Source organism: Sphingomonas sp. NFR04, from assembly GCF_900114095.1.
Taxonomy (GTDB): Bacteria; Pseudomonadota; Alphaproteobacteria; order Sphingomonadales; family Sphingomonadaceae; genus Sphingomonas.
The window spans coordinates 154185-174126 of record NZ_FORV01000001.1; the positions used below are offsets into that span (position 1 = coordinate 154185).

The window sequence follows — 19942 nt, forward strand, 5'->3', positions numbered from 1 at the left end:
CTTAGCGTCCCTTCCCGACCAGCTTCTGTACGAACAGATAGAAGACTACGGCCAGACCGATCAGGACGAGCGTCCCGATCAAGTTAAATGCAAGCTTGAGCACCCAGCCGAGCACGACGATGCCGCCGATGATGGCCAGGATGGTGACGATGAGGCTGTTGCCCCGCATCACCATTCGCCCCGATAGTCATGATTCTCGCTCACCATCGCGGTAAGCGTCGTCGGTCCGCCCAGCGGCTCGACGGTGTGGCGGCCCGGCTCCTGCGTGCCGGTCTTGGGGCTCTCGCCCTTGGCCAGCGCATCCAGGATCGCGAGCGTGCGATCATAATCGAGATCTTCGAAATTGTCGTCGTTGATCTGCACCATCGGCGCCGACGAGCAATTGCCCATGCACTCGACCTCGGTGAGCGTGAACAGCCCGTCCGCGGTGGTGTGGCCCTTCTTGAGCCCGCGCGACTTGCACGCGGCCATCACGTCGTCCGACCCGCGCAGCATGCACGGCGTCGTGCCGCAGACCTGCACATGGTAGCGGCCGACCGGCACCAGGTTGAACATGGTGTAGAAAGTCGCGACCTCGAACACGCGGATATAGGGCATGTCCAGTTGGCGCGCGACGAACTCGATCACCGGAACCGGCAGCCAGCCCTGCGTGTTCGTCTCGGCACCCACCTGGCGCTGCGCCAGGTCGAGGAACGGGATGGTGCACGACATCTGGCGACCCGCCGGATAGCGCGCCATGATCTCGCGCGCCTTCTCGGCATTGGCCGGCGTCCAGGCGAAAGCGCCCCAGCGCGCGCGCACTTCGGCTTCGTCGGGGAGTTGAGGAGCGTCAGCCATCAGCGGTCACATTCACCGAAAACGATATCCATGGCGCCCAGGATGGCGGTGATGTCCGCCAGCATGTGCCCCTTGGACATGAAGTCCATCGCCTGCAGGTGGCTGAACGCGGTCGGGCGCACCTTGCAGCGATAGGGTTTGTTGGTGCCGTCGGACACCAGATACACGCCGAACTCGCCCTTGGGGCTTTCGGTCGCGACATACACTTCGCCGGCCGGCACGTGATAGCCTTCGGTGAAGAGCTTGAAGTGATGGATCAGCGCTTCCATCGACTGCTTCATCTCGCCGCGCTTCGGCGCGCCGACCTTGCGGTCGAGCGTCAGGACCGGGCCTTCCGGCATGTCCTGGATGCACTGCTTGATGATGCGGGCCGACTGGTAGACTTCCTCGACGCGGACCATGAAGCGATCATAGCAATCGCCGCGGGTGCCGACCGGGATTTCGAAGTCGACGCGGTCGTACACGTCATAGGGCTGCGAGCGGCGGATGTCCCAAGGAATGCCGGCGGCGCGGATCATCGGGCCGGAGAAGCCCCACTTGATCGCGTCCTCGCGGCTCACCGTCGCGATGTCGACGTTGCGCTGCTTGAAGATGCGGTTCTCGGCGACCAGGCTGATCGCGTCGCCGAACAGCCGCGGCAGGCGCGTGTCGAGCCATTCCGCGATGTCGTTGAGCAGCTTGATCGGCACGTCCTGGCGAACCCCGCCGACGCGGTAATAGTTCGAGTGCATGCGCGCACCCGAGGCCCGCTCGAAGAAGTTCAGGCAGTCCTCGCGGATCTCGAACATCCACAGGTTCGGCGTCATCGCGCCGACGTCCATCACGTGCGAACCCAGGTTCAGCATGTGATTGCAGATGCGGGTCAGCTCGGCGAACAGCACGCGCAGATACTGGCCGCGCAGCGGCACCTCGAGATCGAGCAGCTTCTCGACCGCGAGCACATAGCTGTGCTCCATCGCCAGCGGCGAGCAGTAATCGAAGCGATCGAAGTACGGCAGCGCCTGGGTGTAGGTCTTGTACTCGATCAGCTTCTCGGTGCCGCGGTGGAGCAGGCCGACATGCGGATCGATGCGCTCGATGATCTCGCCGTCCAGTTCGGTGACGAGACGGAGCACGCCGTGCGCCGCGGGATGCTGCGGGCCGAAGTTGATCGTGTAGTTCGCAATCGAGGTATCGCCCGTCGCCGGGTCGATATCGCGCTCCATGATCTTGTCGACGGTATCGCTCATTTGTTCTGCCCTTCGCCCTTGGTCGGGACGACGTCCGGATCCTTGGGCTTCTCGCCGGGCTGGTTGCCCGGGTGCGGCTGACCGGCACCGGTCTGGGCCGGGCTGTCGGTGGTCTTGCTGTCCTTGCCCTGCGCAGGCTCGCTCTTGGCGGCAGCGGTGTCGGCCTTGACGACATCATCGGCCTTGGCCGGCGTCGGTGCGCCCTTGGCTTCCGGCTGCGCGGCCTTCTCGTCGCCGGGGAGGACGTATTTGGCGCCTTCCCACGGGCTCATGAAGTCGAAGTTGCGGAAGTCCTGGGCCAGGCTGACCGGCTCATAGACCACGCGCTTCGCCTCTTCCGAGTAGCGCACTTCGACATACCCGGTCATCGGGAAGTCCTTGCGCAGCGGATGCCCCTGGAAGCCATAGTCGGTCAGGATGCGGCGGAGGTCGTCATTGCCCGAGAACAGCACGCCGTACATGTCGTACGTCTCGCGCTCGAGCCAGCCGGCCACCGGCCAGATATCCGTCACGCTCGGCACGGGCTTTTCCTCGTCGGTGGTGACGCGGACGCGGATGCGATGGTTCCGGGTGAACGAGAGCAGCTGGTAGACGACGTCGAACCGCTCCGCGCGCTGCGGATAGTCGACACCGGCGATCTCGCTGAGCTGCTGGTATTCCAGGCCCGGCGTGTCGCGCAGCGCGATCATCGCGTCGCACAGCTTCTCGCGGACGACGGTGAGCGACACCTCGCCCACGGCATCCTTCGCCTCGACCAGCATGTCACCGAGCGCGGCCGTGGCCGCCTCGATCACGCCGTCGTTTGCGGCATAGCGGGGAGCCGGCGCCCTCACCGGTCCAGGCTCCCGATGCGGCGGATCTTCCGCTGCAGCTGCATCACGCCGTAGAGCAGCGCCTCGGCGGTCGGCGGGCAGCCGGGGACGTAGATGTCCACGGGCACCACGCGATCGCAGCCGCGCACGACGCTGTAGCTATAGTGGTAATAGCCGCCGCCATTGGCGCAGCTGCCCATCGAAATCACGTATTTCGGTTCCGACATCTGGTCATAGACCCGGCGCAGTGCCGGCGCCATCTTGTTGCACAGCGTGCCCGCGACGATCATCACGTCCGACTGGCGCGGGCTGGCGCGCGGGGCGGCACCGAACCGCTCCATGTCGTAGCGCGGCATGTTGACGTGGATCATCTCCACCGCACAGCACGCCAGGCCGAAGGTCATCCACCAGAGCGAGCCGGTACGGGCCCACTGGAACAGCTCCTCGGTGGAGGTGACCAGGAAACCCTTGTCCGAAATCTCGGCATTGATGTCGTTGAGGAAACCGACGTCCGGGAGCGTACCGGCCGGAGGCGCCGACGAAAGCTCTACTCCCATTCCAGGGCTCCCTTCTTCCACGCATAAATCAGGCCGAGCGCCAGCTCGGCAACGAAGATCATCATCGAGAACCAGGCCGTCCAGCCCAGCTTGAACACGCTCACCGCCCACGGATACAGGAAGGCAGCTTCCAGATCGAAGACGATGAACAGGATCGCGACGAGGTAGAAGCGCACGTCGAACTGACTGCGCGAATCCTCGAAGGCGGGAAAGCCGCACTCATATTCGGTGAGCTTCTCCGGCGTCGGCTTGTTCGTGCCGGTGAGGCGCGACACGAGCATCGGCAGGAACACGAACGTGCCCGAGAGCAACAGGGCAATCCCGAGGAATATCAGGATCGGCAGATATTGTGACAGGTCGACCAATGGCCTTCTCTTCTCGCGACTGCGGAATCTTGAGCGGCTTCTAGGACCATGATCCCGGTGCGGCAAGGCCTGGAACCGCTGAGAATCATTCGCAATTGTTAAGCACCGCTGAACGCGTCCGGCGGGGCTTCAGCCAAGCGTATGAATTCGGATGGAATGGGCGGTGCCGTCGATCGTTGCGGGAATGAATCGAGCGCCCGGACTGCCCCCCGGGACAGGGAGCGCAGGGGCGTTGATGATCGTCGCCAGGCGCTGCGCTAGGAAGCCGCGTGCCCCCTGCCCCGCCTCGTCGCGGGCGATGATCAGCAGCTTGGCGTCGTCGGGAGCGACATCCGGTTCGACGCCATAGACGGAGACCGGTGCGCCGCGATGATCAGCAAGACCGCACAGGCCCGAATAATCCTCGACTCGCGAGGAAAGCCCGCGAAACGGCACGACCTCGCGGATCGCGTCCAACGGGGTGGCGAGCAGGCGTGCGCCGGTATCGAAGATCAGGAAGGCGTTGTTCGACGCCGCGCCCTCGCGCGCCGCGATGGTCGTGCGCCCCTCCGCCTGTGCCGGCGCACGGCACAGCGCCGCCATTGCCTTGATCGCCGGATCGGCACGCACCGCCTCGGTGTCGAGCACCAGGTTCTGGCCGCCCGCCGGATCGGTGGCGATGCCCGCGAACAGCGCGCTGCGCGCAGCAAGCCCCGCCGGGACCGGGCCGAACCTGTCGTCGGGAATGCGGGCGACGCTGCGCACGCTTTCGACATGCCAGCCGACCAGCTTGTCCGGAGCGATGCGCAGCAGGATCACTGGACCCGGCGACTCCTCCGGAGTCGCGCCGTCGAGGCCGAGCGTCGCCAGCTGGTCGAAGACGCGGACGTCGCGACCGAGATAATTGACGTTGCGCGCCCAGCCGGGGGCCGGGACGGCGCAGCGCCGCAGGCTGACTGCCGGCGCGGTGCTCTCCACCAGATGGCTGTCGATCGCGATGTCGACCCCAGCGACGGTCACCAGCACGAATGGTCGGGCGCGCGAGAGCGCGGTGCTGTCGCCTTCGCGCGCATGGCAGCGCACCAGCGGCAGGTCGGGCATCGCGAACAGCGCCTCGGGATCGAGGATGCCGACAAGATGCTCCTCGCGGACAAAGGCCCGATCGACCAGCCGTGCCGCCCCGCCCGAGTCGACCAATTCGCGCACCGCCGACACCGGCACCCGGTACAGGCCCGAGACCGTGTCGATCCGCAGCCCGAGCAGCACGTCGTCCTTACGCAGCACCACGATCGTGCCGCCCCTGCCCGTCCGCTCGCCAAAGCCGAGCAGCACGGTCACATCGACAACCGGGATGACGTCGCCGCGAACCCCGATTGAGCCGATCAGCGCCGGATGGCTGCCGAAGCACGGCCCCATCGCTGCCGAACACGGTACGACTTCGCGCACCCAGTCTACTGGCACCGCGAGTTCGATCCCGCACAGCCGGAGCAACCCGACATCGATATGGCGCCGCCCCGCCTCCCCGACCGGTGCGGTGAGCTCGGTCCCCATGGTCCTGCTCAGATCTTGCTGTGGGTGGAGGTCGCGAGTTCGTCGATCATCGCCACCACCTGGCGCGACGTCTCACGCTGCGCACCGACCGACTGGGCGATGCCCGAGATTGCGCCGGTCGTCTTGTCGACGCATCCCGCAATGGCTGCGAAGGCGTCGCGCGCCGAGCGCGAGCGTTCGGTGCCCTGGGTGACGCGCTCGCTAGATTCCCCGATCAGGCGATTGATTTCCTCGGCCGCCGAGGCGCTGCGCTCGGCAAGCTTGCGCACCTCTTCAGCGACGATCGAGAAGCCGACGCCATGCTCGCCGGCGCGCGCGGCCTCGATCGCGGCGTTGAAGGCGAGCAGGTTGGTCTGGCCGGCAAGGTCGCCAATCACGTCGACGATGCTGGCGATCTTCTTCGACGATGCCGCCATCAGCTCCATCGATTCAATCGTGCCCTCGATCGCGCTGGTACCGCGATCGGCGGCAGCCTGGGTCTCGCTGGCGAGGCCCGTCGCGCTCGATGCGCCGTCGCTGATCGTCTTGATCGCCTCGGAAAGGTCGCCGACGACGCCCTGCATCTGCTCGGTCTTGGCCGCGATCTTGCGCTCGAGCATCACCTGGTCGGTAACGTCATAGGCATATTTGATCACCCGCGCCGGATTGCCCTGCAGATCGAACACCGGCGAGTAGCTTGCCTGGATGAACACGTCGCGATCATATTTGCCGATCCGGTGGAAGCGCCCGGACTGGCCCTCGCCGCGGCCAAGCGCGCGCCAGAAGTCGCCATATTCCTTGGACTTGAGGTGCGCCGGGTCGACGAACATCGAGTGGTGCCGGCCCTGGATCTCGCGCAGGGTATAGCCCATGGTCGAGAGGAAATTCTCGTTGGCGGTGAGGATCTCGCCGTCGAGGCTGAATTCGATCGTGGCCAGGCTGCGATCCACCGCCTGGGCACGGCTCTTGCCCTCGATCGCGGCCTTCTTGCGCTCGGTGATGTCGTGGGCGAACTTGACGACCTTCACGACGTTGCCGAGCCCGTCAAAGATCGGGTTGTAGGTCGCGTTGAGCCAGATCTCCTCGCCCGCTTTGTTGCGGCGGCGGAAATCCCCGGCGACATATTCGCCGTGCGCCAGATCCGCCCAGAAGCGCGAATATTCCTGCGAATTGACCAGCTCGGCATCGCAGAACATCTTGTGGTGCTTGCCGACCACGTCTTCGCGGCGATAGCCGGTAGTAGTCAGGAAATTGTCGTTCGCTTCCAGCACGACGCCTTCGGGGGTGAATTCGATCACCGCCTGGGCGCGGCTGATCGCAGCGACCTTGCCTTCGGCATCGGCGGCGCGCTGCTTCTGATCGGTGATGTCATAGGCGTATTTGACAACCTTGATCAGCTTGCCGTCGGCATCGACGATCGGGTTGTAGGTGGCGCGGATCCACACGCGCCGGCCGTCCTTGCCGATCCGCGGAAAGATGCCTGCCTGATATTCGCCGGCGGCCAGCGCGCGCCAGAAATTATTATACTCCTCGCCCTTCACATGGTCCGGGTCGCAGCAGGTGCGGTGGTGCTTGCCGATCAGCTCGCTGCGCTCATAGCCCATGATCTGGAGGAACATGTCGTTTGCACCGATGGCATAGCCGTTGGTGTCGAACTCGATCACTGCGGTCGAGCGATCGATCGCCGCGAGCTTGCCGGCGGCCTCGGCGCTTTCGACTTGCTGCTTGGTGACGTCCATCGCGAACTTGATGACCTTCACCGGCTGCCCCTCGTGATCGAGGATCGGGCTGTAGGTCGCCTGGATCCAGCGATCGGTGCCGTCCTTCGCCACCCGCTTGTACAGGCCGCCGTCGAATTCGCCGCGCCCGAGACGATCCCAGAACTGGCGATAGGCGGGCGAGCGTGCATAGTCCTCGGTGCAGAAGATGCGGTGCTGCTGGCCGACGATCTCCTCGGCCTTGTAGCCCATCAGCGTGCAGAAATTCTCGTTGGCGCTGAGCACGCGACCGGCAAGATCGAACTCGATCATCGCCGTCCCGCGGCTAAAGGCCTTGAGCGTGTTGCTGTTGAGCGCGGCCTCCATCCGTGCGCCGCGTACGTCACGGGCGATGAGGATGATGTTCTTCACCTTGCCCTTGTCGTCGAGAACGGGCGCATAATAACCGGCGAGCCACGCATCCTTGCCGTCGCACCCCTTGCGACGCTCGGTCTCCTCGATCGTCTCGCCGGCGCGCAGCCGTTCCCAGAACGCCGCATAGTCGGGGCTTGCGGCGCGTTCCGGATCGCAGAAGAAGCGGTGATTCTGCCCGATCACGGTCTCGAGAAGGCATCCCATCGCGTCGAGGAAGTGCTGGTTCGCGCGCGTCAGCGTGCCGTCCGGGCTGAATTCGGCGACCGCGTAGAGTCGGTCAAATACGGCTCCAACCGCATGGCTGAACGCCTCGTCCGCCTGCACGCCGCCCCGTCCCTTGCCCAGGCCCGTCACTTCCATGTTCATGCGCCGCTAGTCCCAATTTGCCCGGCCCGATAGCCGAAAGCATTTTAAGGAACTTATAGGGCGCAACGCGACGGAAAGAGCCGGGAAACATGGTCAATTTCCCGACTCCGTAGTCGTACGGAAAGCCTCAGCGCAGGGCGTTGGCGACCAGCTTGTGCAGCTTCGAATGCAGCCCGTCATTCGCAGCAAGGAACTGGTTGCGCTGCATGGCCATGTCCTGGCCGCGATAGTCGGTGACGAAGCCGCCGGCTTCCTTGACCAGCAGCATGCCCGCCGCGACGTCCCACGGCTTCAGATCCGACTCCCAATAGCCGTCGAACCGGCCCGCCGCGACCCAGGCGAGGTCGAGCGCGGCCGAGCCGAGGCGGCGGATGCCCGCCACTTCGGGCGCCACCGCGCCGAAGATGCGGCTCCATTCGGCAAAATTGCCATGGCCCATGAACGGGATGCCCGTCGCGATCAGCGCCTCGGACAGGTCCCGCCGCGCCGAGACGCGCAGCCGCTGGTCCTGCAGCCAGGCGCCGCGGCCCTTCTCGGCCCAGAAGCTCTCGTCGGTGAGCGGCTGGTAGACCAGGCCGTGGGTGATCTCGGGCTTGCCCTGGGCACCGTTCGGATCCTCGACCGCGATCGCGATCGAGAAATGCGGGATGCCGTGGAGGAAGTTGGTGGTGCCGTCGAGCGGATCGACGATGAAGCGCGGCTTGTCCGGATCGCCCGGCAGTTCGCCGCCCTCCTCGGCCAGGATGCGCCAGTCGGGCCGCGCCTTGCGCAGTTCCTCGATCAGCGTCTGCTCGGCGCGCTTATCGGCCATGCTCACGAAATCGGCCGGGCCCTTGCGGCTGACCTGCAGGTGCGTGACCTCGTTGAAGTCGCGACGCAGGCGGGGGGCCGCCTTGCGTGCGGCACGGTCCATGACGGTGAGAAGGCCGGAAAAGGCTGCCATATCAATCTCTCTCCCTGCCGCTCACTGCGGGGGACTAAGGAAGGCCTGACCCGAAACGGGAAAAGGGGACGCAGGCCTGCCGTCCCCTTCCCTTCGCATGTTCGGCCGAAGCCGGGCAGATCAGTCCGCGCGGCGGACGTAGGTCTGCTCGTACACGTCGACGACGATGCGCGTGCCGCTTCCGATATGCGGCGGCACCATCACGCGCACGCCGTTGTCGAGCACGGCCGGCTTGTACGAGGAGGAGGCCGTCTGGCCCTTCACCACCGCGTCGGCCTCGACGATCGTCGCTTCGATCGTGTCGGGCAGCTGGACGCTAATCGCCTCGTCGTCATAGAGTTCCATCACCACGTCCATGCCGTCCTGCAGGAAGGCAGCCGCCTCGCCGAGCAGGTCGCGCGGCAGCGTGGTCTGGTCGTAGGTTTCCTTGTCCATGAACACGAGCATGTCGCCTTCCGGATACAGGAACTGGAAATCCTTGGTGTCGAGGCGCACGCGCTCCACGGTCTCGGCCGAGCGGAAGCGGACATTGTTCTTGCGGCCGTCGCGCAGGTTCTTGAGTTCGACCTGCATATAGGCGCCGCCCTTGCCGGGCTGGGTGTGCTGAATCTTGACGGCGCGCCAGATGCCGCCCTCATATTCGATGATGTTGCCGGGACGGATGTCCACGCCGCTGATCTTCATGGATCGTGCCTGTATGTGAGAAAGAGCTGAGCGGGGCCCTTTAGCTCCGCCCGGGCTTTCCCGCAAGCAGGGGATAGGGATCGACGTTGGCCCCCTGCCACCAGCCCTCGCCGGGCGCCATGCGCTTGACCTCGAAATGGAGGTGCGGCGCCCCGCCATCGGCGCTGCCGCTGGTGCCGACGGTGGCGATCGGCTGCCCCTGGCGGACCGTAGCGCCCTCTGCCACGCCCATTGTATCGAGATGGGCATAATAATGGACCGTCCCGCCGTCGGACGTTCGGACATAGAGCGTGTGCCCGCCGAGATCGCTCTCGAACTGCTTCTCGACCGTGCCGGCCGCGGCGGCGAGCACCGGCGTGCCCCTGGGCGCTAGGATGTCGATCGCATGGTGCACGCGGTCGCCGTCGCCGCGGGGTTCGCCCCAATTGTCGCTGAGCGCCGTGGCGGGGACGCCCTGCACGGGGATGACCAGCCCGGAGGCGGCCGCGGGCGAGACTGCCGGCTTGGCTGGGGCTGCTTGGGTGCGCGGCGCCTGCCCGGCCGGCAGGAACCGCACGCGCGACACCAGCAGCGCGACCAGCGCCACCAGCACCAGACCCGCGATCAGGCCGAAACGGCGCACCGGCCTATTCCTGGAAGATCGCCGGGGTGCCCGGCTTCACCATCAGCGCGACGCGCGCGGCATCCCAGTTGGTCAGGCGGATGCAGCCATGGCTTTCGGTGCGGCCGATCGTCTGCGGCTCGGGGGTGCCGTGAATGCCGTAATGGTCCTTGGACAGGTCGATCCACACCACACCGACCGGGCCGTTGGGCCCCGGCGGCAGCATCGCGGGATCGTCGCCCTGCTTCGCGTCCCAGAACAGTTTCGGGTTATAATGAAACTTAGGGTTGGTATCCACACCATTGATTTTCCAGCGGCCTATCGGCAGCGGATCATGCTCGCTGCCCATCGTGGCGCTGAACTGCGCGACCAGCCGGTTGCCCGCGCCATAGACCTTCAGCACGCCTTCGGACTTGTCGACGACGATATGGTCGGCCTGGGGCTGGCGCGGGTCGACATTGAGCATGCTCAGCGTCTGGCGCCACTCGGGCTTCCAGTCGGTGGGATAGTCCCGCGAGCCGGGCAGCGCGTTCGGCAGCCGCAGCATCGTGCCGGTCTTGATCGTCGTCACGCCCGGGTTCAGCGCCGTGATGACTTCAGGCGTGGTATGAAACATCTCCGCCAACTTCTCGAGCGGATTGCGATAGCCCAGTGTCTTGAGCTTGGCCTGCTGGTCGAGATCCTTGGGGATCGGATCGACGAACGGCCCCTGCATCGTCGTCGCGCCGACCGCGAGCGTCCGCACCGGCCGCAGCGCGCGATACTGGTGGAGCACCGCCAGCGTGGCGGGATCGATCACCCCGGTAACCTTCAGCCCGCGCGATTCCTGCAGCCCGCGCACTGCGGCAGTCAGCGACTGCCCCGCGCGCCCATCGAGGATGCCGGGCCCGAAGCCGAGATGCTCGAGGATCACCTGCGCGTGGAGGATATTGAGGTCGACCGGCGGCTTGGGGCTCGGGGACTGCGCCATGGCCGGCGCGGCGAACAACGCGGCAACTCCGAACACCCATTTCCGCATGCAGCCTCTCCCGATCCTTCACCTGATCCAGGCTAAACGTTCGCATGGGCGTTGCGGTTGCCGCTGCGGGCAAACCCCGATGGACAAGCGGCGTTTCGCATGCCCTTATCGACGCAATGCGGGGGATATTTTCAGAAGCGGAACAAGTGCTCGGCTCGCCCGTGCGCAACCTGGTTTCGATCCTGCTGTTCGTGCTCGCGGTCGCGGTGCTGGCGACGATCGGCTACATGGCGGCGGGGTGGAGCTTCGCCGATGCGAGCTACATGGTCGTGCTGACCATCTACACCGTCGGCTATGGCGAAGTCCGCCCGATCGACACGCCCTATCTCCACGCGCTGACCATGGGCACGATGGTGCTCGGCTGCACGGGCATGATCCTGCTCACCAGCGCGCTCGTCCAGTTCTTCACCGTCCTGCAATTGCAGAGTATTTTCGGAGCAACCCGCATGCAGAGCCGCATCGACAAGCTCGCCGACCATGTCGTGATCTGCGGCTATGGCCGGATCGGCGTGATGCTCGCCCGCGATCTCTCCCGCGCCGCGGTGCCGGTGGTGGTGATCGAGCGCGGCCCCGAACGCCGAGCCGAGGCGGAGGCGGCGGGGCTGTGCACGCTGCCCGGCGACGCTACCGAGGAGGAGGTGCTGATCGCCGCCGGCATCCAGCGAGCCCGCGCACTCGCGACGGTGCTGCCCGACGATGCGGCGAACGTCTTCATCACGCTCAGCGCGCGCAACCTCAACGCCGGGCTGGAGATCATCGCCCGCGGCGAGGCGCCGACCACCGAGCGCAAGCTGATCCATGCCGGCGCCGACCGCGTCGTCTTCCCCACCCATATCGGCGCCGAGGCGATGGCGCGGATGATCCTCTATCCGCACAGCCAGCAAGTACAGGGCGACGCACAGCTGGGGCAGTTGCGGCGCGAGCTCGGCGCGCTGGGGCTGGAGGTGGAGCTGATCGAGGTGGCCAAGGGGTCGACCATGGCCGGGCTCAGCATCGAGGAAGCCGAGCGGCGCGCCGAAGGCAGCGTCTTCATCGTCCAGATCGACCGCGCCGACGGCCGCTCGATCCCCCGCCCCGCCCGCGACGAGCGGCTGGAGGCGGGCGACAAGGCGGTAGTGGTGATGCGCGACGTCGCCGCCGGCGCACGGGCGCTGTTCACGTCGCGGGCGGAGATCCGGGCGGGGCGGAACAAGTTTTGACCATTTTTAAGCCCCTCCTCCTGGGAGGAGGGGTTGGGGTGGAGGGATGCCAGAACGCATGTTGGTCTCTGTGAGACACAGCCCCACCCCAACCCCTCCCCTGAAGGGGAGGGGCTAAGAACGTGTCCCCCTTCAGCCCCCCTTCATCTCCCCCAGCCTAAGGCGCAACGATGGCGACACCCTCCTCCCGCACCCGCCGTCTCGCCTGGAAGCGCTGGGCGGCCGCCCTCGTCGCGCTGCTCGCCGCGATCGCCTTCGGGATCTATTGGAGCGCCGGCTTCCTCGATCGCGATCCGGTCCACCTCTACGGCATGCCCGAGCGCCCCGGCACCGCCCCGGTCGCGGCGGTGTTCCTCTCGGGGGACATGGGCATCCGCTACGGCATGGGTTCCTATGTGGTCGAGGCACTCGCCGGTGCCGGGGTGCCGGTCTATGCGGTGGCGAGCTCGACCGCCTTCGCGCGGCGCCAGACCCATGCCGAGGTGCTGGCGCTGCTGACCAACGCGATCCGGGAGGCGCGCCGCCGCTCGGGGGCGGCCAGGGTGATCGTCATCGGCCAGTCCTTCGGCGCCGACATGGCGCGGGTAGCCCTTGCGGCGCTCCCCCCGGCGCTTCGTGGCCAGATCGCCGCGCTGGTGCTCGTCGTGCCCGGCACCGATGCCTATTTCCGCGCCGATCCGCTCGGCTTCGCCTATGTCGGCGCGCCCGATGCCGGTGCCGCCTCGGCGCGCGCGCTCGACTGGCTGCCGGTCACCTGCATCCGCGGCGAAGACGAGACCGACAGCCTGTGCCCCACGCTGCTCGCGCCGAACGTGCGCCGCATAACCCTGCCCGGCGGCCATTTCCTCCGCATGGACCACGACCTGCTGGTCCGCACCGTGTTCGCCGCGCTCGCCCCGGTGCTCGGTACCCATCTCGACGCGCCAGCATCATGATCGGGCGGTCGATTGCCCGGCGCGGGTGGCACGGATAAAGGCGGATCGGCGCACGGGAAAGGCGCCGTCGGGGGAGTTGGATGCAGATCGCCGAAGCAGAGGCGCCGGAGGAAGAGACGTCGACCGTAACCGGTCTTCGCGCCTGGCTCGCGCGGCATCGGCGACCGATGCTGATCCTCGTCACGCTGGCGCTCGCCGCGATCGGCTTCGAGGCGGTGCGGACGATCCTCGCCGAGGTGCATCTGCGCGACGTGCGCCGCGCGCTGCACCAGATCGAGCCCGTACGGCTGGCGGCGGCGCTGGGGCTGACTACCGCTTCCTATCTCGCGCTCACCCTCTACGACTGGTTTGCGGTGCGCGCGATCGGCGAGCGGCTGCCGTGGCGGACCGCGGCACTCGCCTCCTTCACCAGCTACACGATCAGCCATAATCTCGGCCTGTCGCTGCTCACCGGGGGTACCGCGCGGCTGCGCGCCTATGGCGCGGCGGGGCTCGACTTCGCCGATGTCGCGCGGATCACGCTGATCGCCGGCGCCACCTTCTGGAGCGGGGTGTTCGCGGTGACTGCGGTCGCGCTACTCGCCGCGCCGCAGCCGCTCCTGCTGTTCGGCCAGACCGTGCCGCTGGCGCTGCTCCACGGCGCGGGGCTGGCCGTGCTGCTCGCCTTCGCCGCGTTGTTCGTGGCACGCGCCCGCGGGCTGGCCGAGCTCCGCCTCGGCACCGCGGGCCTGCCGCTGCCGCCGGTGCCGCTGATGGCGGCACAGATCGGCATTGCCGCGCTCGACCTCGCCTGCGCCTCTGGCGCGCTCTTCGTGCTGATCCCCCATGCCGATCCGGCGCTGATCGGCGGCTTCTACCTTGCCTATGCGCTCGCCATCGTCATCGCGCTGGTCACTCATGTGCCGGGCGGGATCGGCGTGTTCGAGGCGGTGATGCTTGCGCTGGTGCCGATCGGCCGCAGCGACCTGTTCGCGGCGCTGCTGCTCTACCGGCTGGTCTATTATCTCCTCCCGCTGCTGGTCGCCGGCGGGCTGCTGGTCGGCATCGAGGGACGGCGGCTGCGCCACCCGATCGCGGCGGGGCTGAGCGTCGCCCACCGTATCGGCCAGACGCTGGTGCCGCCGCTGCTGGCGCTGCTGGTGTTCGGCGGCGGGCTGGTGCTGCTCGTCTCGGGTGCGCTGCCACCCGCGCATGGCCGGATGCATCCGCTCCACGACATCCTGCCGCTGCCCTTCGTCGAAGGCTCGCACTTCGCCGCCAGCCTGGTCGGCACCGCGCTGCTGCTGATCGCCCCGGCGGTGCAGGCGCGGCTGAAGAGCGGCTTCTATGCCGCGCGGCTGCTGCTGGTGGCGGGCGCGGTGTTCTCGATCGCGAAGGGCATCGATGTCGAGGAAGCGACGGTGCTGCTGATCGTCGCCGGTCTCCTCCAATATGCCCGCCCCGGCTTCTACCGCAGCGCCGGGATCGGCTCGGCGCCGGTCGCGCGCTGGTGGTGGGCGGCGGCGCTGATCGCGCTGCTGCTCAGCGCCTGGGCCGGCTTCTTCGCCTACAAGCGCGTGCCGTACAGCGACGATCTGTGGTGGGATTTCGCCTGGCGCGGCAATGCCCCCCGCTTCCTCCGCGCGACGCTGGGCGCGACGATGCTGCTGGTCGGCTGGGCCTTCTGGCGGCTGATGTCCGCAGCACCCCGGGTGCGCGAGCATCAGGCGCTCGGCCCCGAGGTCGCGACGCGCGCACTCGCCGCCACCAGCCGCGCCGACGCGATGCTGGCCTATACCGGCGACAAGGACTTCCTCGTCTCCACCTCGGGCGACGCCTTCCTGATGTACCGCGTGCAGGGCCGCACCTGGATCGTGATGGGCGACCCCGTCGGCCCGGAAGAGGCCTGGTCCGAGCTGATCTGGGAGATCCGCCGCCGCTGCGACGCCGCGCGCGGCCGGCTCTGCCTGTTTCAGGTCAGCGCGGCGATGCTGCCGCTGGTCGTGGAGCTCGGCCTCCAGCCGCTCAAATATGGCGAGGAGGCGGTGGTCGATCTCCGCCAAGGCTATGACCTCAAGGGCGGCCAGTTCAAGTCACTGCGCTATTCGGTGAAGCGCGCGACCAGCGAAGGGCTGGTGTTCGAGGTGATCCCCGCGGCGCAGATCCCGGAGGTGCTTCCGGACCTCCAGCGCGTCTCCGATGCGTGGCTGGCGGACAAGACCGGCGCCGAGAAGCGCTTCAGCCTCGGTCGCTTCGACCCCGACTATCTGTCCCACTTCGATTGCGCGGTGCTGCGGCTGGCGGGCGAGATCGTCGCCTTCGCCAATCTGTGGGAGACGCCCAACCGCGAGGAAATCTCGGTCGACCTGATGCGGCACCGGCCGGACACGCCCTATGGCGCGATGGACCTGCTGTTCGTGCGGCTGCTGCAATATGGCGCGGCGCAGGGCTTTCAGCGCTTCAACCTGGGCATGGCGCCGCTCTCCGGCCTCAAACCCGGCCCGCTCGCGCCGATCTGGTCGCGGCTCGGCGCGGCGGTCTATGGCCATGGCGAGCGGATCTATGGCTTTTCCGGGCTGCGGTCGTTCAAGCAGAAGTTCGGCCCCAGCTGGGTGCCGCGCTATATCGGCACCACGCCGGGCGTGTCCGTCCCAAGGGCATTGATCGACGCGGCGGTGCTGATCGGCGGATAATGGTCTTGGGTTCTCCGGCCGCGACCCCACATGCTGCGGCGCATTCAAGGGAGACACGCATGGACCTCGCATTTCTCGGGCTCGGACAGATGGGCATCGGCATGGCCGGCGCGCTGCTCGATGCCGGGCATACGCTCACCGTCTGGAACCGCTCGCCCGACAAGGCCGCATCGCTCACCGAACGCGGCGCCCGCCTCGCCCGCACGCCGCGTGAGGCCGCCGACGGCGCCCAGGCCGTGCTGACCATGGTGGCGGACGATGCCGCGCTGGAAGCGATCCTCGACGGCGAGGACGGCGTGCTCGCCGGCATGGCACCGGGCGCGCTGCATCTCTCGCACAGCACCATCGCGATCGCCACCGCCGACAAGCTGGCGGAGCGCCATGCGGAGGCCGGGCACCACTTCGTCTCGGCACCGGTTTTCGGCCGCCCGCCCGTCGCCGCGCAGGGCAAGCTCGCCATCGTCGCCGCCGGCGCGCCCGAGGCGATGGAGGCCGCCGCGCCGATCCTCGAGGCGCTCGGCCGCGTCACCTTCCCGATGGGCGACAAGCCCTCGGCGGCGAACCTGGTGAAGCTCGCGGGCAATTTCATGATCATGGCGACCGTCGAGGCCTATGGCGAGGCGATGTCGCTCGGCGAGAAGGGCGGCGTCGCCCGCGAGAAGATGCTCGAGGTGTTCTCGGGCACCATCTTCGACGGCGCGATCCACAAGGTCTATGGCCCGCCGATCGCCGAGCGCCGCCACCGCCCGGCGGGCTTCGCCGCGCCGCTGGGCCTCAAGGACATGCGCCTCGCGGGGGAAGCCGCCGATGCGGTGGGCGCGAAGCTGCCGCTGCTCGACCTGGTCCGTGCGCACCTCACCGAGACCGTGAAGACCGAAGGCAGCGACGTCGACGTGACCGCGCTGGCCGAGACCATCGCCAAGCTGTGAGCCTGCGCTCCCCTCCCGCTGGCGGGAGGGGAACTGCGGTCGCGGTGATGGGCAGCGCCGCCTCTGGACCGTCGTCATTCCCCGCGAAGGCGGAATCCATTGCCCTCGACGCTGGGGGAAGGAACCGCGACTTCAGCGCCAATGGATCCCCGCCTTCGCGGGGATGACGTGGTAGTGAGGTACAGCCGCGTCCTCCCTCTCGCACCAGAAGACGTGGAATCGGGACGGGACGCCCTTCCCCCCTGCCCCGATCCCGCGTACATTTCCCATATGATCACTCGGCTTTTCCTCGCCCATCCGCGCAGCGTCGGCGAAAGCTACGGCGAGCATGCCGCCACCGCGGCCAGGTTCGGCGCGACGATGATGGTGGGTGGCGCCGCCTGCATCGTCCATGCGGTGCTGCCCTTCCTGTTCGTGCGGACGGCGAGCGACTCGGTGAAGCGGCTCTACGCCCAGATGAAGGCGCGCCAGCCCGCCTTTGCCGAGCAGCAGCCCGCCTTCCGCCAGCCCGAGTGGCAGCTCGACTACGAAATCTGACGCCGGCATCGGGGGAGCCGCAACCATGATCGAACACGTCGCCATCATCGGCGCGGGCTTTTCGGGCACGCTCCAGGCGATCAACCTCATCCGCCACGAAGGCCCGCGCGCCACGCTGATCGAGCGCGCGCCGGTGGCGGGCACCGGGCTCGCCTATGGCGCGGCGCACCCGTCGCACCTGCTCAACGTGCGCGCTGCGAACATGAGCGCCTTTCCCGACGATCCGGGGCACCTTGTCCGCTGGCTGGAAGCGCGCGGCGTGGAGAATGCCGCCGCCAGCTTCGTGCCGCGCCGCGTCTATGGCGAGTATCTCCGCGAAATGCTGGAGCAGGCGCTGGCTCGCTATCCCGATCGCCTGCGCCTCGTTCGCGGCGAAGTGGCGGACGTGACCTTCGACGCCGACGGCGCGACGCTCCAGCTGTCCGACGGCACGCTGCGCGCCGATGCCGCGGTGCTCGCGGTCGGCAACCTGCCGCCGCACGATCCGCCGGGGCTCGATCCCGCAACGCTCTCGGCCGAACGCTACAAGGGCGATCCTTGGGACCCGAGCGTCCCCGAAGGTCTGTCGGGCGACGATACGGTGCTGGTGATCGGCACCGGCCTCACCATGGTCGACGTCGCGTTGCTGCTGGAGGCGCGCGGGTTCGGCGGCAAGATCGTCGCGGTGTCGCGCCGCGGCCTGCTCCCCCGCCCCCATGGTCCGGGGCAGGACTGGGACAAGATCCGCGAACGCACCCGCACCAAGGCATCCGAACTGGTCCGTACCGTGCGCGACCGCGCCGAGCAGGTCGGCTGGCGCAACGCGGTCGACGAACTCCGCCCCTTCACCCAGCCGATGTGGGCCAATGCCAGCGAGGACGAGCGCGCGCGCTTCCTCCGCCACCTGCGCCCCTGGTGGGACGTCCACCGCCACCGGCTCGCGCCCGAGGTCCATTCCCGGCTCCAGGCGCTGATCGACCGCGGCCAGCTGGAAGTGCGCGCCGCCAAGACATTAGGCTTCGTCGAAGGGCCGGACGGCATTGCCGTCACGCTGCGCCCGCGCGGCCAGGATGCGTCCGAGACGATCCTCGCCCAGCGCATCGTCAACTGCACCGGCCCGCTCGGCGACCTCGCACGGTCGCGCGAGCCGCTGCTCCAGCGGCTCGCCGCGCGCGGGGTGATCCGTCCCGACCCGGCGCATATCGGCATCGACGTCGACAACCAGGGCCAGACCATCGCCGCCGATGGCCGCGCCAACGCGACTCTTTACGCGCTCGGCCCGATGACCCGTGGCGCCTTCTGGGAGATCGTCGCGGTGCCCGACATCCGGACCCAGACCTGGGCCGTCGCCCGCCGCCTCTCCAACGCCCATTGGGTCGGCGGCGAGGGTTTGTAGCGAACTGGTAACATTTGACACTAAATCGGAAGTTGGGGTATCAGGTCCGCCATGACCGATACCGCCAATCCGCTCGGCCTCAACGGCTTCGAGTTCGTCGAGTTCACCTCGCCCGATCCGGACGCGATGGCGCGCCAGTTCGAGCAGCTGGGCTTCGTCCCCACCCATCGCCATCCGCGCAAGAACATCACGCGCTACAAGCAGGGCCGCATCAACCTGATGCTCAACCGCGACGATGCCGGCCGCGTCGCCGCCTTCCGCGGCGAGCACGGCCCCTCGGCGAGTGCGATGGCGTTTCGGGTGTCGGACCCGAAAAAGGCGATGGAATGGGCGCTCGCCCATGGCGGCAAGCCCACCGATGAGGACGATACCGTCATCCAGGGCATCGGCGGCTCCTATCTCTATTTCATCCAGGACGAGACCGACCTCTATGCCGACTGGGCCGAGTTCCCCGGCTGGCGGCAGGCGGAGGCGGAGAACAGCGTCGGGCTCGACCTGCTCGACCACCTCACCCACAATGTCCGCCGCGGCCAGATGCGGGTGTGGAGCGAGTTCTACCGCACGCTCTTCGGCTTCGAGGAGCAGAAGTATTTCGACATCAAGGGCAAGGCCACCGGCCTGTTCAGCCAGGCGATGATCGCGCCCGACAAGGCGATCCGCATTCCGCTCAACGAGAGCCAGGACGACGCCAGCCAGATCGAGGAGTTCCTCCGCGAATATAATGGCGAGGGCATCCAGCACCTCGCGCTGACCACCGACGACATCTACGACACCGTCGAGCGCCTGCGTGCCCGCGGCGTGCGGCTGCAGGACACGATCGAGACCTATTACGAGCTGATCGACAAGCGCGTGCCCGGGCACGGCGAGGATGTCGAGCGGCTGCGCAAGAACCGCATCCTGCTCGACGGTTCGGTGGAGAACAACGAGGGCATCCTGCTCCAGATCTTCACCGAGACGATGTTCGGCCCGATCTTCTTCGAGATCATCCAGCGCAAGGGCAATGAGGGCTTCGGCAACGGCAATTTCCAGGCGCTGTTCGAGAGCATCGAGCTCGACCAGATCCGCCGCGGCGTGATCAAGGTCGACGCCTGACCCGTTCGGAGAGGGAGAGAGCCGGGGGTGCCGCCGCAGGAACGATGGCATACCCCGGCCCCACTCCGGCGCCCCGGGGAGCGCCGCCGCCAACACCACACCCACCGTCATCCCCGCGAAGGCTGGGATCCAATGGCGCTGAAGCTGCGG

At 67.5% G+C, this 19942-nt stretch carries 19 protein-coding genes; 7 read left to right on the forward strand and 12 right to left on the reverse strand.

All coding sequences use genetic code 11. The features are described 5' to 3' along the window. Position 1: 1 nt before the first annotated feature. The 12 genes from BM009_RS22455 to BM009_RS00785 form a co-directional block, all read right to left on the reverse strand. The gene (locus tag BM009_RS22455) at positions 2-169 is read right to left on the reverse strand and encodes a hypothetical protein (protein ID WP_157084547.1); all 168 of its coding nucleotides are present in this window, start codon (positions 167-169) and stop codon (positions 2-4) included. Then, positions 169-837 carry a complex I 24 kDa subunit family protein gene (locus BM009_RS00735; RefSeq protein ID WP_093292778.1) on the reverse strand — a complete coding sequence of 223 codons (669 nt, stop codon included), beginning with the start codon at positions 835-837 and terminating at the stop codon, positions 169-171. The genes BM009_RS22455 and BM009_RS00735 overlap by 1 nt, the downstream gene beginning before the upstream one ends. Next, positions 837-2066, reverse strand: a complete 1230-nt coding sequence (locus tag BM009_RS00740) for an NADH-quinone oxidoreductase subunit D (RefSeq protein WP_093292780.1) — start codon at positions 2064-2066, stop codon at positions 837-839. The genes BM009_RS00735 and BM009_RS00740 overlap by 1 nt, the downstream gene beginning before the upstream one ends. Then, on the reverse strand, positions 2063-2899 hold the full coding sequence (locus tag BM009_RS00745) for an NADH-quinone oxidoreductase subunit C (RefSeq protein ID WP_093292782.1): 837 nt from the start codon (positions 2897-2899) through the stop codon (positions 2063-2065). Before BM009_RS00745 ends, BM009_RS00740 begins: the two co-directional genes overlap by 4 nt. Beyond that, positions 2896-3435, reverse strand: a complete 540-nt coding sequence (locus tag BM009_RS00750) for a NuoB/complex I 20 kDa subunit family protein (RefSeq protein ID WP_064312156.1) — start codon at positions 3433-3435, stop codon at positions 2896-2898. Before BM009_RS00750 ends, BM009_RS00745 begins: the two co-directional genes overlap by 4 nt. Then, the gene (locus tag BM009_RS00755) at positions 3426-3800 is read right to left on the reverse strand and encodes an NADH-quinone oxidoreductase subunit A (protein WP_084580718.1); all 375 of its coding nucleotides are present in this window, start codon (positions 3798-3800) and stop codon (positions 3426-3428) included. The genes BM009_RS00750 and BM009_RS00755 overlap by 10 nt, the downstream gene beginning before the upstream one ends. 129 nt (positions 3801-3929) lie before the next feature. Next, the gene (locus BM009_RS00760) at positions 3930-5330 is read right to left on the reverse strand and encodes a chemotaxis protein CheW (RefSeq protein ID WP_093292784.1); all 1401 of its coding nucleotides are present in this window, start codon (positions 5328-5330) and stop codon (positions 3930-3932) included. Between the two features lie 8 nt (positions 5331-5338). Continuing rightward, entirely contained in the window at positions 5339-7807 is a 2469-nt protein-coding gene (locus BM009_RS00765) for a methyl-accepting chemotaxis protein (RefSeq protein ID WP_093292786.1), read from the reverse strand. 127 nt (positions 7808-7934) lie between these two features. Continuing rightward, positions 7935-8750, reverse strand: a complete 816-nt coding sequence (locus BM009_RS00770) for an inositol monophosphatase family protein (RefSeq protein ID WP_093292787.1) — start codon at positions 8748-8750, stop codon at positions 7935-7937. Positions 8751-8870: 120 nt separating this feature from the next. After that, entirely contained in the window at positions 8871-9434 is a 564-nt protein-coding gene (gene efp, locus BM009_RS00775; RefSeq protein ID WP_064312161.1) for an elongation factor P, read from the reverse strand. Positions 9435-9474: 40 nt separating this feature from the next. Beyond that, positions 9475-10056 (reverse strand): M23 family metallopeptidase, encoded by a 582-nt coding sequence (locus BM009_RS00780; protein WP_093292789.1) that lies wholly within the window; start codon positions 10054-10056, stop codon positions 9475-9477. A 4-nt stretch (positions 10057-10060) separates the two neighbouring features. Continuing rightward, positions 10061-11053 (reverse strand): L,D-transpeptidase family protein, encoded by a 993-nt coding sequence (locus tag BM009_RS00785; RefSeq protein ID WP_093292791.1) that lies wholly within the window; start codon positions 11051-11053, stop codon positions 10061-10063. A 146-nt stretch (positions 11054-11199) separates the two neighbouring features. Between BM009_RS00785 and BM009_RS00790 the strand changes: the two genes are divergently transcribed. The 7 genes from BM009_RS00790 to hppD all read left to right on the forward strand — a co-directional run bounded on the left by BM009_RS00790 (position 11200) and on the right by hppD (position 19792). Beyond that, complete coding sequence (locus tag BM009_RS00790) at positions 11200-12252, forward strand: potassium channel family protein (RefSeq protein ID WP_368085914.1); 1053 nt, start codon at positions 11200-11202, stop codon at positions 12250-12252. A gap of 170 nt (positions 12253-12422) precedes the next feature. After that, a complete protein-coding gene (locus tag BM009_RS00795) occupies positions 12423-13187 on the forward strand; it encodes an AcvB/VirJ family lysyl-phosphatidylglycerol hydrolase (protein WP_093292794.1) in 765 nt (254 codons plus the stop codon). A gap of 80 nt (positions 13188-13267) precedes the next feature. Further along, complete coding sequence (gene mprF, locus BM009_RS00800) at positions 13268-15859, forward strand: bifunctional lysylphosphatidylglycerol flippase/synthetase MprF (protein ID WP_093292796.1); 2592 nt, start codon at positions 13268-13270, stop codon at positions 15857-15859. Positions 15860-15918: 59 nt separating this feature from the next. Beyond that, the gene (locus BM009_RS00805) at positions 15919-16788 is read left to right on the forward strand and encodes an NAD(P)-dependent oxidoreductase (protein WP_093292798.1); all 870 of its coding nucleotides are present in this window, start codon (positions 15919-15921) and stop codon (positions 16786-16788) included. 270 nt (positions 16789-17058) lie between these two features. Next, the gene (locus BM009_RS00810) at positions 17059-17325 is read left to right on the forward strand and encodes a DUF6356 family protein (protein ID WP_093292800.1); all 267 of its coding nucleotides are present in this window, start codon (positions 17059-17061) and stop codon (positions 17323-17325) included. A 25-nt stretch (positions 17326-17350) separates the two neighbouring features. Beyond that, positions 17351-18700 (forward strand): FAD/NAD(P)-binding protein, encoded by a 1350-nt coding sequence (locus BM009_RS00815; protein ID WP_093292802.1) that lies wholly within the window; start codon positions 17351-17353, stop codon positions 18698-18700. 51 nt (positions 18701-18751) lie between these two features. After that, entirely contained in the window at positions 18752-19792 is a 1041-nt protein-coding gene (hppD, locus tag BM009_RS00820; protein ID WP_093292804.1) for a 4-hydroxyphenylpyruvate dioxygenase, read from the forward strand. The last annotated feature ends 150 nt before the right edge of the window (positions 19793-19942 follow it).